Source organism: Nocardioides sp. BP30 (assembly GCF_029873215.1).
Classification (GTDB): Bacteria; Actinomycetota; Actinomycetes; order Propionibacteriales; family Nocardioidaceae; genus Nocardioides.
In genome coordinates this window covers 871,961-886,328 of the sequence record NZ_CP123620.1, presented here as the reverse complement: position 1 = coordinate 886,328, position 14,368 = coordinate 871,961, and the positions used below count along the sequence as shown (strand labels likewise).

General features: G+C 71.2%; 13 protein-coding genes. 3 read left to right on the top strand and 10 right to left on the bottom strand.

Going from position 1 to position 14,368, the window contains the following annotated elements; genetic code table 11:
• Nucleotide 1 precedes the first annotated feature (1 nt).
• The 3 genes from P5P86_RS04055 to P5P86_RS04045 are packed head-to-tail and all read right to left on the bottom strand — an operon-like array spanning nt 2 to nt 1,804.
• Nucleotides 2-601 carry a lipoprotein gene (locus tag P5P86_RS04055; RefSeq protein ID WP_280610005.1) on the bottom strand — a complete coding sequence of 200 codons (600 nt, stop codon included), beginning with the start codon at nt 599-601 and terminating at the stop codon, nt 2-4.
• A gap of 31 nt (nt 602-632) precedes the next feature.
• Nucleotides 633-1,304: an anti-sigma factor family protein gene (locus P5P86_RS04050; RefSeq protein ID WP_280610004.1), complete on the bottom strand. Its 672-nt coding sequence runs from the start codon at nt 1,302-1,304 to the stop codon at nt 633-635.
• Nucleotides 1,301-1,804: a sigma-70 family RNA polymerase sigma factor gene (locus P5P86_RS04045; RefSeq protein ID WP_280610003.1), complete on the bottom strand. Its 504-nt coding sequence runs from the start codon at nt 1,802-1,804 to the stop codon at nt 1,301-1,303. The genes P5P86_RS04050 and P5P86_RS04045 overlap by 4 nt, the downstream gene beginning before the upstream one ends.
• Nucleotides 1,805-1,896: 92 nt before the next feature.
• On the opposite strand from P5P86_RS04045, the gene P5P86_RS04040 reads away from it, so the two are divergent.
• Nucleotides 1,897-2,328: a DUF2231 domain-containing protein gene (locus P5P86_RS04040; protein WP_280610002.1), complete on the top strand. Its 432-nt coding sequence runs from the start codon at nt 1,897-1,899 to the stop codon at nt 2,326-2,328.
• 59 nt (nt 2,329-2,387) lie between these two features.
• Nucleotides 2,388-3,950 carry an MFS transporter gene (locus tag P5P86_RS04035; protein ID WP_280610001.1) on the top strand — a complete coding sequence of 521 codons (1,563 nt, stop codon included), beginning with the start codon at nt 2,388-2,390 and terminating at the stop codon, nt 3,948-3,950.
• Nucleotides 3,951-3,971: 21 nt separating this feature from the next.
• On the opposite strand, the gene P5P86_RS04030 is transcribed toward P5P86_RS04035, so the two are convergent.
• From P5P86_RS04030 to P5P86_RS04000, 7 genes are all read right to left on the bottom strand, one after another.
• Nucleotides 3,972-5,231 carry an MFS transporter gene (locus P5P86_RS04030; RefSeq protein ID WP_280610000.1) on the bottom strand — a complete coding sequence of 420 codons (1,260 nt, stop codon included), beginning with the start codon at nt 5,229-5,231 and terminating at the stop codon, nt 3,972-3,974.
• 113 nt (nt 5,232-5,344) lie between these two features.
• Nucleotides 5,345-7,096: a malto-oligosyltrehalose trehalohydrolase gene (gene treZ, locus P5P86_RS04025; protein ID WP_280609999.1), complete on the bottom strand. Its 1,752-nt coding sequence runs from the start codon at nt 7,094-7,096 to the stop codon at nt 5,345-5,347.
• A complete protein-coding gene (gene treY, locus P5P86_RS04020) occupies nt 7,093-9,477 on the bottom strand; it encodes a malto-oligosyltrehalose synthase (RefSeq protein WP_280609998.1) in 2,385 nt (794 codons plus the stop codon). The genes treZ and treY overlap by 4 nt, the downstream gene beginning before the upstream one ends.
• Nucleotides 9,474-11,663, bottom strand: a complete 2,190-nt coding sequence (gene glgX, locus P5P86_RS04015) for a glycogen debranching protein GlgX (protein ID WP_280609997.1) — start codon at nt 11,661-11,663, stop codon at nt 9,474-9,476. Before glgX ends, treY begins: the two co-directional genes overlap by 4 nt.
• Before the next feature lie 59 nt (nt 11,664-11,722).
• Nucleotides 11,723-12,055, bottom strand: coding sequence for an STAS domain-containing protein (locus P5P86_RS04010; RefSeq protein ID WP_280609996.1), 333 nt, complete (start codon nt 12,053-12,055; stop codon nt 11,723-11,725).
• A gap of 103 nt (nt 12,056-12,158) precedes the next feature.
• On the bottom strand, nt 12,159-12,800 hold the full coding sequence (locus tag P5P86_RS04005; protein ID WP_280609995.1) for an MBL fold metallo-hydrolase: 642 nt from the start codon (nt 12,798-12,800) through the stop codon (nt 12,159-12,161).
• Nucleotides 12,797-13,897, bottom strand: coding sequence for an S-(hydroxymethyl)mycothiol dehydrogenase (locus P5P86_RS04000; protein WP_280609994.1), 1,101 nt, complete (start codon nt 13,895-13,897; stop codon nt 12,797-12,799). Before P5P86_RS04000 ends, P5P86_RS04005 begins: the two co-directional genes overlap by 4 nt.
• 217 nt (nt 13,898-14,114) lie before the next feature.
• Between P5P86_RS04000 and P5P86_RS03995 the strand changes: the two genes are divergently transcribed.
• The gene (locus tag P5P86_RS03995; RefSeq protein ID WP_280609993.1) at nt 14,115-14,312 is read left to right on the top strand and encodes a LapA family protein; all 198 of its coding nucleotides are present in this window, start codon (nt 14,115-14,117) and stop codon (nt 14,310-14,312) included.
• Nucleotides 14,313-14,368: the final 56 nt, after the last annotated feature.

The window sequence follows — 14,368 nt, the reverse complement described above, 5'->3', positions numbered from 1 at the left end:
ATCAGTAGCCGCCCATGCCGCCCTGCCCGGCGTTCGCACCGCCGGAGGCGACGGCGGACGGACCGGAACCACCGGTGCCGTCGTCGTCACCGTCGTCGTCGCCGGCGGTGGGCGAGGGGCCGCCGGAGATCCGGTCACCGTCCGGCGAGACCACCCACCAGACTCCGCCGACGCCCTGGCCACTGGTGTCACCGGCGGCGGTGTCGTGGGCGTAGTAGTAGAGCGGCCACCCGTCCAGGGTCGCCTGGGGCCGGCCGTCGACACCGGTGATCGAGCCGACCTTGCCGCTCACCCCGGCAGCGACGGCACCGGCCGGGACCTCGGGCCAGACGCTCGCGCACCCACCCGTGCAGGCACTGCTGGTGGCGCCCCGGGTATCGGCGTCGTAGACATAGACCGTCCGGCCGCTCGTGTCGACCACCACGGTGCCCAGCGAGGAGGCACTGGTGCTCAATCCAGCACCGGGCTGGCTCGACTGGCTCGACTGGCTCGACTGACCCGCCGAGGGGCTGGCGTCACCGGCCGAGGCCGTGCCGTCGTGGCTGGATCCGCACCCGGCCAGAGCCAGGGTGGCGACTGCTGCGAAGAGGATCTGCTTCATGCCTCCCACACGAGGCAGCCGCCCCCTCGGTTCAGGCGGACGAGGAGAGGAGCACCGTGTCGGTGGCCACGTCGCGCAGCTCGACCCGGGTGATGTCCCCCAGCGACAGGTCCGTGGACCCAGCGGTGCGGGCGGTCTCCCCCGGGCCGCTGCGCCAGGTCGAGACCCGCTCCTTGTGCCCGTCGGCGTCGTAGACGTAGAGGGCGTAGGCGCGGCTGGTGTAGGCGCCTCCCGCGGCGGCGTAGGTGCAGGTCATGTCGACCCGGGTGCCCCATTGCTCGGGGGCGAGTGCCACCTCGGCGTGCAGCGGCAGGTTCGAGCCCGCGGTGCTGCGCAGCGCCACGGCGACCTGGCCCGCGGCGTGGTCGTGCCCCAGGTGCATCGGCACCACGACCGCTGCCACCACGGCGGCGGCCGCGGCGAGGCCGAGCGCTACCCGCGACGACGTACGGCGCCACCACGGCGGCCGTGCGGCCTCCATCAGGCGCCGCTCCAGGTCGGCCGGCGGCAGCTCGTCGACCGAGTCGAGCGTGTCGGGGTCGACGCGCGCGAGCAGGCCGGGGAGCGGGGCGAGCTCGGCGACGGCGTCCTGGCAGCGCAGGCAGCCGTCGAGGTGCCGCTCGTACTCGGCGCGCTCGGAGGGTGCCAGCGCGCCCACCACGTAGGCGCCGTCCCAGTCCGCGTACCGCTCGTGCTCGCTCATCGGGTCACTCCTCTCTCCTGCAACGCGAGGCGCAGCGCCCGCAGTCCGTAGTGCAGGCGCGACTTCACCGTTCCGGCCGGGATGGCCAGCTCGGCGGCGATCTCCGCGACGGTCAGCCGGCCGTAGTAGGCACGGAGCACGACGGCGCGGTGATCCTGCGAGAGTGCCCGCAGCGCATCGGCCACCAGCAGCGACTCGAAGAGGGCGTCGACCTCGTCCTCGACCGACGCCTCCGGCAGCCGGTCGCTGCTGGACTCGTGCCGCGCCCGCGCGCTGCGGGCCTCGTCGACCACCAGGTTGCGTGCGACGGTGAACAGCCATGCCCGTGCCGAGCCTCCGCCGTCGACGTCGGTGATCCCGCGCCGCCAGGCGCGCAGCATGGTCTCCTGCACGACGTCCTCGGCCCGCGAGCGATCGCCCGTCAGTCGTACGACGTAGGCCCACAGCGGTGCCGCGTGGGCGTGGTGCAGTGCCCGCAGCGCCTCCGGGTCGCCGGCCATTCCTCACCTCCGTGGTGGACACGAGAGCGAGCGCCGTCGGGTTCAACCGGACCCGCACCGAACCGAAACGTCGTGGCTCTCGTGACTCCAGCATGACGATCCACGGCCTGCCCGCACACCCCCTGCTCGTCCATGCCGTCGTGGTGCTGCTGCCGCTGGCCGCACTCGCGGTGGTCCTGCACGTGCTCTGGCCCGCCGCCCGGCGCCGGCTCGGTGCGATCACCCCGCTGCTCGGTCTCGCGATGGTGGTGCTGGTGCCGATCACGATGCACGCCGGCACCGACCTGGCGAAGCGCTTCGGGCCCAACCCCCTGATCGAGCGACACGAGCACCTGGCGCACCAGCTGCCCCCGTGGACCGTCGCACTGTTCGTGGTCACGGTCGTGGTGTGGGCATGGCGGACGCCACCGCGCTGGGCGCACGCGGTCCTCGCCGTCGCGACGGTGGTCGTGGCACTCGGCGTGACGGTCACGCTGCTCCGGGTCGGCGACGCGGGTGCCCGGGCGACCTGGGGCGGCGCCTGAGATCGAGCCCACCTGACCCCCCAGGGGTATTGCCGGCCGGTTCTGGACACCTGGCCCGCATGAGCCATCTCGCCTCGACCGAGGACAGCGCCCAGGGCACGGAGTGGTGGACCCTGTCGGCGGTGTGCACCGGCGTGTTCATGCTGCTGCTCGACATCACCATCGTCAACGTCGCCCTGCCCGACATCCAGCAGCAGCTCCACGCGGACCTCTCGGGCCTGCAGTGGGTGATCGACGCCTACGCGCTCAGTCTGGCGGCGCTGCTCCTCACGGCCGGATCGCTGGCCGACCTCTTCGGCCGGCGGCTGCTGTTCGTGATCGGCACGATCGTCTTCACCATCGGCTCGGCGGCCTGCGGGGCCGCCCAGAACATCACCTTCCTGCAGCTCTCGCGGGCCTTCCAGGGCATCGGGGGCGCGGCGATGTTCGCGACCGCGCTGGCGCTGCTCGCCTCGGCGTACCGGGGCCGGGAGCGCGGCATCGCCTTCGGTGCGTTCGGTGCGACGACCGGGGTCGCGGTGGCGATCGGGCCGGTGCTGGGCGGACTGCTGACCTCGGGGCTGTCATGGCGATGGATCTTCTTCGTCAACATCCCGATCTGTGCCGTCGCCCTGGGCATCACGGTGGCCAGGGTCAAGGAGTCGCAGGACCCGAAGGCCGGCCGTCCCGACTGGTTCGGCTTCGTCAGCTTCAGCCTGGCGCTCGGTGCACTGGTCTACGGCCTGATCGAGGCCGGTCGGCCCGCGATCGGCTGGGGATCGGCTCGGGTGATCGCCTGCATGATCGCGGCCGTGGTGCTGCTGATCGTCTTCGTGGTCGGCGAGCTGCGCCAGCGGCAGCCGATGTTCGACCTCGGCCTGCTGCGCAAGCCGACCTTCTGCGGAGGCCTGGTGGCGGCGTTCGGGGTCTCGTCCTCGGTGTTCTCGCTGCTGACCTACCTGGTCATCTACGTCCAAGACGTGCTCGGCTACTCGGCCGTGGCGACAGGCGTGCGCTTCCTGTTCCTGTCCGGCGCCTCCTTCGTGGCCGCGGCGATCGCCGGCCGGCTCACCGAGCGGGTGCCGACGAAGCTGCTGATCGGGCCGGGCTTCCTGATCCTCTCGCTGGGGCTGTTCCTGCTGCTCGGCATCGACGCGCAGAGCACCTGGAAGCACCTGATCCCGGGGATGATCGTGTGCGGCCTGGGCGTCGGCATGATCAACCCGCCCCTGGCCTCGACCGCTGTGGGCGTGGTGACGCCGGACCGCTCCGGGATGGCCTCGGGGGTCAACTCCACCTTCCGCCAGGTCGGCATCGCCACCGGCATCGCCGCCCTCGGCTCGATCTTCGCGACCCGGATCTCGGACGGGATCTCCGGACGGCTGGCCGGCAGCCAGGCCTCGCCGTACGCGGGGAAGGTCGCGGAGGGGGTGACCGGCGGCCAGCTGAAGGCGGTGGTGGGGCGCGTACCGGCTGCCGCGCGGGAGAAGGTCTCGGCCGCTGCCGTCGACAGCTTCACCAGCGCGCTCGACCACATCATCCTGATCGCCGCGGTGATCGCCCTGATCGCCGGGCTGGCGAGCCTGGTGCTGATCCGGCAGCGGGACTTCGTCGCCGAGTCGGGACCGGCGCAGGGCGCCTAGGCGTCGCTCGACGGCCGCGGGTCAGCGGCGCGCCGGGGCGGGATCGGCCCGCTTGCCGCCGAACTCGATCCCGCGGGCCTCCTGACCGAGCACCGTGATCACCGCGACCACGACCAGCACCGGCACGATGGTGACGGTCAGGGCGAACGGGTAGGAGTGGGCGCTGGCCAGGTGCTCCTGGATCGGCAGGTTGAGGGCGGCGAACAGGTTGCCAAGCTGATAGGTCACGCCGGGGTAGAAGCCGCGGATCGCGTCCGGCGAGAGCTCGGTGAGGTGCGCCGGGATGACACCCCAGGCGCCCTGCACGAAGAACTGCATCAAGAAGGCGCCCAGGGCCAGCCAGCCGGCGGTCGAGGAGAAGGCGAACAGCGGCACGATCGGCAGCCCGAGCACCGCGCAGAACGCGATCGTGTAGCGGCGGCCGTAGCGCTGGGAGAGCGAGCCGAAGGTGAGACCGCCGATGATCGCGCCGACGTTGTAGATCATCGCTATCACCAGCGCGGTGGTCTCACCGAGACCGGCACCGCCCTGGTCGGTCGCCTTGAGGAAGGTCGGGTAGACGTCCTGGGTGCCGTGGCTCATCCAGTTGAAGGCGGTCATCAAGACGATGAGGTAGATGAAGCGGCGCACGATCGCACCGTCGAGGAAGACGTCGCGGAAACTGCTGCGCGTCACCTTCAGCTGCTCCCGGCTCTCCTTCCACACCGCCGACTCCTCGACCCGGCTCCGGATCAACAGGCTGACCAGGGCGGGCAGGATGGAGAGCGCGAACAGCCAGCGCCAGCTGAGGTCGAACCCCTGGTGCAGGACGAGGTACGCCGCGGCGGCCATGAGATAGCCGAAGGAGTAGCCCTCCTGGAGCAGGCCGGAGAAGAATCCGCGGCGCTCGGTCGGGATCTTCTCCATCGCCAGGGCCGCGCCCAGCCCCCACTCGCCGCCCATGCCGATGCCGTAGAGGAACCGCAGCACGATCAGCACGGTGAGGTTGGGCGCGAACGCGCACAGGAAGCCGACCGTGCTGTAGGAGAGCACGTTGACGATCAGCGGGACGCGCCGCCCCACCCGGTCGGCCCACAGCCCGAACAGCAGGGCCCCGACCGGCCGCATCAGCAGCGTCGCGGTGGTCAGGAAGGCGACCCGCTCCTTCGAGACGTCGAAGTCGGCGGCGATGTCGGCGTAGACCAGCACCACGATGAAGTAGTCGAAGGCGTCCATCGTCCAGCCCAGCAGAGCGGCGAGGAACGCGTTGCGCTGGTCACGGTCGAGGCGGCGGGTCGTCATCCGGTGCGGTTACCCCGTCGGCGGTGGCGGCATGTCGTCCCACGGCCGGGATCGTCGGGGCGGCCCCTGACGAAACGGCCGGCGTCGGGTCGTTCCGGCCGTTTCGTCCAGGGCTATCCCGCCGTACGCCGGAACAGCGCCCCGGCGTGGGCAGGCAGCACCAGCGAGCCGGCCTCGTGCCCGGCACCGGCCGGGGTGGTGAGGAGCAGCTCACCGTCTCCGACGTCGAGACGCGCCTGCTCCTCGCCGAAGTTGACCACGACCAGGACCTCGCCACGGCGCAGGGTGAACAGGCGGGTGTCCTCGTCGGCGGTGCACTCCACCCGGGTGAAGCGCGGGTCGCTCAGCTCGGGCAGGCTCCGGCGCAGTTCGGCGAGCCGCCGGTAGACCGCCAGCAACCGCCGGCCACGCTCCGACCCCAGCTCGGACCAGTCCAGCTTGGAGCGTCGGAACGTCTCCGGGTCCTGCGGGTCCGGCACCGAGGCCGGGTCCCAGCCGTGCTCGGCGAACTCGGCGATCCGGCCCTCGGCGGTCGCCTTGCCCAGGTCCTCCTCGGGGTGGGAGGTGAAGAACTGGAACGGCGTCGAGGCGGCCCACTCCTCGCCCTGGAACAGCATCGGCGTGAACGGGCCGGCCAGCGTCAGCAGCGCGGCGCAGGCGAGCTGGTCGTCGTCGAGGTGCTCGGTGAGCCGGTCGCCGCGGGCGCGGTTGCCGACCTGGTCGTGGTTCTGGTTGCACACCACCAGCCGCCACGTCGGCATCGCCGCGCGATCCACGGGTACGCCGTGCGGCCGGCCGCGGAACGAGGACCAGGTCCCGTCGTGGAAGAAGCCCCGCTCGCACACCTTGGCCAGCGCCGAGAGCGGCGCGAAGTCGGCGTAGTAGCCCTGCGTCTCACCCGTCAGCGCCACGTGCACGGCGTGGTGGAAGTCGTCGCTCCACTGCGCGTCGAGTCCGTAGCCGCGAGCCTCCCTCGGGGTGATCATCACCGGATCGTTGAGGTCCGACTCAGCGATCAGCGTCAGCGGTCGCCGTTGGTACGCCGAGAGCGCCGCCACGTCCTCAGCGACCTGGGCCAGCAGGTGCGGCCGCGAGGAGTCGGAGAGTGCGTGCACGGCATCGAGCCGCAGGCCGTCGACGTGGTAGTCCTGCAGCCACATCCGGACGTTGTCGCGGATGTAGGCGCGCACCTCCACCGAACCCTCGGCATCCAGGTTGACCAGGTCGCCCCAGGTGTTGCGGCCGTCCTTGAGATAGGGGCCGTAGAGCGGCAGGTAGTTCCCGGACGGGCCGAGGTGGTTGTAGACCACGTCCTGGATCACCCCGAGCCCGGCGGCGTGGCAGCCGTCGACGAAACGCTGGTAGGCGGCGGGGCCGCCGTACTCCTCCTGCACCGCGAACCATGCCACGCCGTCGTAGCCCCAGTTGTGGGTGCCGTTGAACGCGTTGACGGGCAGCAGCTCGACGAAGTCGACCCCTATCGAGCGCAGGTGGTCGAGCTTGCCCAGGGCTGCGTCCAGCGTGCCCTCGGGCGTGAACGTGCCGACGTGCAGCTCGTAGATCACCGACCCGGCAAGCTGCCGCCCGGTCCATGCCTGGTCGCTCCAGGCGAAGGCTGCCGGGTCGTAGGTTCGCGAGCGCTGGTGGACGCCCGCCGGCTGACGCCGCGACCGTGGGTCGGGTCGGGGCGTGTCCTCCTCGTCGATCAGATATCCGTAGTCGACCTCCTGCGCCGGGTCCGGGACGGGCCCCGCCGGCGTCCACCAGTCGTCGGGGTCCTTGGTCATCTCGACGGTCTCATCGCCCACCGACAGTCTCAGCGACGTCGCCCGCGGTGCCCACACGTCGAAGGGTCCACGACTCATCTGCTCTCCTTGACCAACAGCGCGACCGGGTAGGTGTCCAGCAGGTCCCCGACGCGATCCGATGCCACCGTGCGTCCGGTCAGGGTGTCCTGCCACGTGCCGGCCGGCAGCTCGATCCGGGTCTCGCCCCACCCACCCCGGGCGGCGAGCCCGACCGGCAGCCGGGTGGCGACGGTCAGCACCCCACCGCGGTCGAAGGCGACCACGTGCTCGGCCCCCACCCCGCTCGCGCGCACCGGTGAGTAGGTGCTGAACAGGGTCGGTCGCTCGCGCCGCAGGGTGAGCGCGCGGTGGGTCAGCAGCAGCTTCGCCGCCGCCGGGTCGTCCAGGCCGTGCGGGGCGGCAGCGCCCGCCCCGGCCGCCACCGCCGACAGCAGCGCCTGCCGCACGCCGAAGTCGACGTGGCGACGGTTGTCCGGGTCGACCAGGCTCTGCTCCCACAGCTCGCTGCCCTGGTAGACATCGGGTACGCCGGGCATGGTCAGCGCGATCAGCTTCGCGGCCAGCGCGTTGCTCCAGCCGGGTGCGACCACCTCGTCGAGCAGCTCCCGCAGGGCCCGGCCGACCGCCGGGTCGTCGTACACCGCGTCGACCGCCGCATGCACGGCCGCCTCGTAGGCCTCGTCCGGCTCGGTCCAGGTGGTGTGGTCCCCCGCCTCGCGCATCGCCTTCTCGGCGTAGGCGTGCAGCCGCTCGCGGCTGATCGGCCAGGCTCCCAGTGCCGCCTGCCACAGCAGCGACCCGAAGCCCGGATCGGGCACCGGAGCGAGCGACTGCAGCCGCTCGACCGTGCGGGCCCACGCCGGGGGAGCCTCGGCCAGCACCTCGATCCGGGCGCGGACGTCCTCGCCACGCTTGGTGTCGTGGGTGGAGGTGGTCGTCATGGCATCGGGCCAGTAGCGCTGCCGCTCCACCATGGCGGCGTGGAACGCCTCCACGTCGAGCGCGAAGATCGCCGGGTCCCCGCCGACCTCGTTCAGCGACGTGAGTCGCGACCAACGGTAGAAGGCGCAGTCCTCCACCCCCTTGGCCATCACCATCCCGCTGGTCTGCTGGAAGCGCTTGCTCGCGGCCAGGTCGGCGTTGGTCAGCCACGGCTCCAAGGCGTCGTACGTCGCCGCGAGGTCGGGCCGACGAGCCCGGGCCGAGGCGAACGCCTCGTCGAGGTACTCCCGGCCCTCGGGCAGGTAGGAGCGGTAGACCGGGAAGCAGGCCAGCAGCTCGGCGACGGCGTCCTCGGCCCGGAAGGCCGGCACGACCGGCAGGTGCCGGCGCAGATCGCGGACGATCCGCTTGACCTCCGAGCGGAGCATCCCGTCGGCGACCTCGCGCTTGCGGTCGTGCACCAACTGCGACCAGTCCACCGGGCCGCCGCGCAGCCGGCCCTCCAGCTCGTCGAGCGGCTGCTGCCCCGCGGGATCGGTGAGGACGCGGTCGATCAGCCCGAGGACGTCGTACCCGGTGGTGCCGGCGGTCGCCCAGGACTCGAGCAGCTCCTCGCCCGGCTCCAGGATCTTCTCCACGAGCACGTAGGCACCGCCGGTGAGACCGGCCAGGTCGGCGAGGTACTTGCGCGGGTCCCGCAGCCCGTCGGGGTGGTCGACGCGCAGCCCGTCGACCAGGCCCTCGGTGAACCACCGTCGGATCTCGGCGTGCGTCTCGGCGAACACCTCCGGCTCCTCGACGCGGACCGCGGCGAGGGTGTTGACGGCGAAGAAGCGGCGGTAGTTCAGCTCGTCGTCCGCGCTGTGCCACGAGGCCAGCTCGTAGTGCTGGCGGTCGTGCACGGTGTTGGCATCGACGCCGCCTGCCGCCTGCGGTCCCGCGTAGTCGTCCGCGGTCCCGGGCGCGATCGGATAGAGGTTGTCGTGGTAGGCCAGCTCCGGCCCGTCCTCCCCCTCCACCACGCTGAGGTGGTCGATCCGGCCGCCCGGCAGCAGGTCGTCGTCGCCCACGACAGGGATCAGGATGCGCTCATGACCGGCGCTCCAGTCGATGTCGAACGCCGCGGCGTGCGGGGAGTCGCGCCCCAGCCGCAGCACGTCCCACCACCAGGGATCCTCCCGCGGTGTCGCGATGCCGACGTGGTTGGGCACGATGTCGACCAGCACGCCCATGCCGAGCCGGCGCGCCTCCGCGGAGAGCGCCGCCAAGCCGGCGGCGCCCCCACGCGCTTCGTCGATGTGGTCGTGGGCGACCACGTCGTAGCCGTGCTCGCTGCCGGGCTCGGCCGCCAGCAGCGGCGAGAGGTAGACCCAGTCCACCCCGAGCTCGTGCAGGTAGCCCAGCAGGTCGGTGGCGGCGAACAGGTCGAACTCGGCGGTGATCTGGAGGCGATAGGTGCTCGCCGGCACCCGCATCCCGCTCGACACCCGCGTCACCGTCCCTGCTGCGCAGCGACCGACGCCGCGACCGAGTGGTCGGGTGCCACCACCGGGTCGTGGTGCTGACGCAGGACGACGACGCTGCGCGAGGTGATGTCGAGCGTGGCGCCGGCCGGCACCGGATCCGGTACGACGGAGGTCTCCGCGCCGGTGTCGATCAGCACGTCCCAGGCCTCGGCGTACTCCTTGCCGGGCAGGGTCGCCTGCGTGTCACCGTCCGCGTTGAAGAACAGCAGGAAGTGGTCGTCGACCACCCGCTGCCCGCGGGAGTCGGTGCCGGGGATGCGCTGGCCGTTGAGATACATCCCGACCGACTGGCTCTGCGGGCTCGTCCAGTCCTCGTCCACCATCGGCTCGCCGGAGAGCCGCAGCCAGACGATGTCGTCGAGCTGGTCGGTGTCGGCGTCGATGCCGGTGAAGAACCGGCGCCGGCGGAACGTGGGGTGCGAGCGACGCAGGTGGATGACAGCGGCGGCGAACTCCAGCAGCGGCTGGTCGGCGTCCTCCCAGTGCACCCAGCTCAGCTCGTTGTCCTGGGCGTAGGTGTTGTTGTTGCCCTGCTGGGTGCGGCCGAGCTCGTCGCCGTGCAGCAGCATCGGCACGCCCTGGGAGAGCAGCAGGGTCGCCAGCAGGTTGCGCTGGGTACGGGCCCGCGCGGCCAGGACCTCGGCGTCATCGGTCGGCCCCTCGACACCGAAGTTCTGCGACCGGTTGTGGCTCTCGCCGTCGTTGTTGTCCTCGCCGTTGGCCTCGTTGTGCTTGCCCTCGTAGGAGACCAGGTCGCGCAGGGTGAACCCGTCGTGGGCGGTGACGAAGTTGATCGACGCGAACGGCTTGCGGCCGGAGTGCTCGTAGAGGTCGCTGGAACCGGAGAGCCGCGAGGCGAAGTCGCCCAGCGACGGCTCGCCGCGCCAGAAGTCGCGGACCGTGTCGCGGAACTTGCCGTTCCACTCCGTCCACAGCGGCGGGAAGCCGCCGACCTGGTAGCCGCCCGGACCGATGTCCCACGGCTCGGCGATCAGCTTGACCCGCGAGACGATCGGGTCCTGCTGCACGAGCTCGAAGAAGGAGGAGAGCCGGTCGACGTCGTAGAACTCGCGCGCCAGCGTGGCGGCGAGGTCGAAGCGGAAGCCGTCGACGTGCATCTCGCTGACCCAGTAGCGCAGCGAGTCCATGATCAGCTGGAGGCTGTGCGGCTGCCGGACGTTGAGGCTGTTGCCAGTGCCGGTGTAGTCCATGTAATAGCGCCGGTCGTCCTCCACCAGCCGGTAGTAGGCCGGGTTGTCGATGCCCTTGAACGACAGTGTCGGGCCCATGTGGTTGCCCTCGGCGGTGTGGTTGTAGACCACGTCGAGGATCACCTCGATCCCGGCCGCGTGCAGCGTCTTGACCATCTGCTTGAACTCCTGCACCTGGGAGCCCGCCTGGGCCGGCACCGTCGCGCCGGCGAGCTCGGTGCGGTGACTGGCGTAGTCGGCGTGCGGCGCGAAGAAGCCCAGCGTGTTGTAGCCCCAGTAGTTGCGCAGGCCCTTGTCCAGCAGCGTGCTGTCCTGGACGAACTGGTGCACCGGCATCAGCTCGATCGCCGTGATGCCCAGCTTCTGCAGGTGCTCGATCACCGCCGGATGCGCGATGCCCAGGTAGGTCCCGCGCAGCTCCTCGGGCACCTCCGGGTGCAGCTGGGTCAGGCCCTTGACGTGGGCCTCGTAGATGACCGACTCGCTGTAGAGGATGCCCGGCGGGCGGTCCCCCTCCCAGTCGAAGTAGGGGTTGGTCACCACGCCCAGCATCATGTGCGCTGCCGAGTCGTCGTCGTTGCGCGAGTCCGGGTCACCGAAGGTGTACCCGAACAGGCTCTGGTCCCAGTCGATGTCGCCCGTCGTGGCCTTCGCGTAGGGGTCCAGCAGCAGCTTCGCCGGGTTGCAGCGCAGTCCCTGAGCGGGGTCCCAGGGCCCGTGCACCCGGTAGCCGTACCGCTGGCCCGGCTGCACCGAGGGCACATAGCCGTGCCAGACGTAGGCGTCCACCTCGGTCAGCTCGACCCTTGTCTCCCTGCGCTCGGGCGAGTCGTCGAACAGGCACAGCTCGACGCCCTCCGCGACCTCGCTGAACAATGCGAAGTTGGTGCCGTTGCCGTCGAACGTAGCGCCGAGCGGATACGGCTGTCCCGGCCAGATCTCCACAGGCCTCCCCTGTCTGTCGTCACGATGGACGCCGATGGGGTACCCGTGGCCGGGCAGGTTCAGGCGTGATCCGCAGCACGCGTATCGGCGGCGTGCACGCTCATCCCGTAGCGCGGCAACACCGCGCTCGCGACGGTGCCGGGCGTCGCCACGAGGTCGAGGCTGTTGAAGTGGGCCCGCATGTCGGCGCGGGCCGCCGCGATCACGCCGACGGCCGAGCTCGGCAGCGATCCGACGGCGCTGAGATCGAGCACCAGCGAGCCGCTGCGGTCGACCATCGCGGCGGCGAGCTGCTGGCGGAGCCGGCCCGCGCCGACCTCGTCGAGGTCACCGGAGAGGGTGAGGGTGCGCATGCCCTCGTCGTAGGTACAAACGAAGGGGACGAGGGCCATGTCGGGCCTGTTCCCCTACCCGGGGCGGGTATGCGCAGGACGGTCGTCCAATTTTCTGCTGCTGGGCCGGTTCCCCAGCAGCTCGCGCACCACGGCCCAGCCCTCAGGACCCCAGCAGCTCCTTCTCCGCACCGATCGTGGTGTCGTCCCCGTGCCCGGTGTGCACCACCGTCTCCTCCGGCAGCACGAACAGCGCCGCGCGGATCGAGGCCTCGAGGGTGGGCCGGTCGCTGAAGGAGCGGCCGGTCGCACCGGGGCCGCCCTGGAAGAGGGTGTCGCCGGTGAACACGCAGCCCAGCTCCGGCGCGTAGAGGCAGACCGCCCCCGGCGCGTGTCCTGGGGTGTGCAGCACCCGCAGCGTCGTCCCAGCCACCTCCAGCGTCAGCCCGTCGGCCAGGTCGAGGTCCCACAGCTCACCGTCGACATCGTCGGGACCGCCGTGGGTCAGCTCCCACAGCGGCCGGTCGTCGGGGTGCAGCAGGATCGGTGCGCCCGAGCCGTCGTTGACCGCCGCCCGCAACGCGGGCGCTACCCGGACGTGGTCGTCGTGGGCGTGGGTGCACACGATCGCCTTGACCCGTCGCTCCCCCACGACCGCGAGGATGCCCTCGACGGAGTGCGGCGCGTCGATCACGACGCACTCCTCGTCGTCGCCGACCACCCAGACGTTGTTGTCGACCTGATACGTCTCGCCGTCCAGCGTGAACGTCCCCGAGGTCACGCCGTGGTCGACCCGGACGGTCACAGGACCACCACCGAGCGCAGCACCTCGCCACGGTGCATCTTGTCGAAGGCCGCCTCGATGTCGCCGATCCCGATCTCCTCGGAGACGAAGGCGTCCAGGTCCAGCCGGCCCTGCCGGTAGAGGTCGATCAGCATCGGGAAGTCCCGCGAGGGCAGGCAGTCGCCGTACCACGACGACTTCAGCGCTCCACCCCTGCCGAAGACGTCGATCAGCGGCAGGTCCGGCACCTTCATGTCCGGAGTCGGTACGCCGACGAGCACCACGGTGCCGGCCAGGTCGCGGGCATAGAACGCCTGCTGCCACGTCTCGGGGCGACCGACGGCCTCGATCACCACGTCGGCGCCCTCGGCGCCCTCGTAGAACCGTCCGGCGATCTCCTTGATGGCCGCCACCGGATCGCCTGCGGAGGAGTCGACCGTGTGCGTCGCGCCGAGCCGGCGGGCCTGCTCCAGCTTCTTGGCGTCGATGTCGACAGCGATGATGGGGTTCGCACCCGCCAACGCCGAGCCGGCGATCGCCGCGACCCCCACGCCGCCGCAGCCGATCACCGCGACCGACGTGCCGCGGGTCACGCCGCCGGTGTTGATCGCCGCGCCGATGCCGGCCATCACGCCGCAGCCCAGGAGCCCCGCGGCAGCCGGGCGGGCCGCGGGATCGACCTTGGTGCACTGGCCCGCTGCGACCAGCGTCTTCTCGGCGAACGCACCGATGCCCAGGGCCGGCGAGAGCTCGGTGCCGTCCTCGAGCGACATCCGCTGGGAGGCGTTGTGGGTGTTGAAGCAGTACTGGGGCTCCCCGCGCCGGCAGGCTCGGCACTGCCCGCACACGGCCCGCCAGTTGAGGATCACGAAGTCACCGGCCGCCACCTCGGTGACGCCCTCGCCGACCGACTCCACCACTCCGGCGGCCTCGTGGCCCAGCAGGAACGGGAACTCGTCGTTGATGCCGCCCTCGCGGTAGTGCAGGTCGGTGTGGCACACCCCGCACGCCTGGATGCTCACCACCGCCTCCCCCGGGCCCGGGTCGGGGATGTTGATGGTGACCAGCTCGACCGGCGCACCCTTGGACCGGGCGATGACACCCTTCACCTGCTGCATGTCGCGAACCTTTCGGGTCGGAGGCGGAACCTCCAGCATGCCGCACGCCCGCACACCTGCCCACCGCGGGGCGTGCTGCGCTTTTTACCTTCCCGACGGTGGCGAAATGCCGGCTGGGTGGACAAGATGTTCACGCGGGCGGACGACCCGGAGCCGCCGATGAGCGCCACGAGAGCGGTGGTTGGGCATGGCAGATCAGGCCTCGACGTCACGGAGCGTGAGCGTGCGGACCGTGCTCGTGGCGGTGCTCGTCGTCCTCGCACTGGTCTTCGTCTTCCAGAACACCTCCTCGCGGCGAGTGCACTTCCTGTTCTGGTCCATGTCGATGCCGACCTGGATCTGGCTGCTGATCCTCTTCGTGGTCGGCGTGGCGGTGGGCTCGATGTTCCCCTGGTTGCGCCGGAAGCGCGGCTAGGCGGGCCGACCGGTCCGGTGAGGCGGTGAACAGCCGGCGCCGCAGCAGCGGCGATG

Bases quoted from the DNA above. Each gene is read 5' to 3' on its own strand.
- P5P86_RS04040 (WP_280610002.1), top strand. From the start codon at position 1,897: ATGACGATCCACGGCCTGCCCGCACACCCCCTGCTCGTCCATGCCGTC.
- P5P86_RS04030 (WP_280610000.1), bottom strand. From the start codon at position 5,231: ATGACGACCCGCCGCCTCGACCGTGACCAGCGCAACGCGTTCCTCGCC.
- treZ (WP_280609999.1), bottom strand. From the start codon at position 7,096: ATGAGTCGTGGACCCTTCGACGTGTGGGCACCGCGGGCGACGTCGCTG.
- P5P86_RS04035 (WP_280610001.1), top strand. From the start codon at position 2,388: ATGAGCCATCTCGCCTCGACCGAGGACAGCGCCCAGGGCACGGAGTGG.
- P5P86_RS04000 (WP_280609994.1), bottom strand. From the start codon at position 13,897: ATGCAGCAGGTGAAGGGTGTCATCGCCCGGTCCAAGGGTGCGCCGGTC.
- P5P86_RS04055 (WP_280610005.1), bottom strand. From the start codon at position 601: ATGAAGCAGATCCTCTTCGCAGCAGTCGCCACCCTGGCTCTGGCCGGG.
- P5P86_RS04010 (WP_280609996.1), bottom strand. From the start codon at position 12,055: ATGGCCCTCGTCCCCTTCGTTTGTACCTACGACGAGGGCATGCGCACC.
- P5P86_RS04045 (WP_280610003.1), bottom strand. From the start codon at position 1,804: ATGGCCGGCGACCCGGAGGCGCTGCGGGCACTGCACCACGCCCACGCG.
- P5P86_RS04050 (WP_280610004.1), bottom strand. From the start codon at position 1,304: ATGAGCGAGCACGAGCGGTACGCGGACTGGGACGGCGCCTACGTGGTG.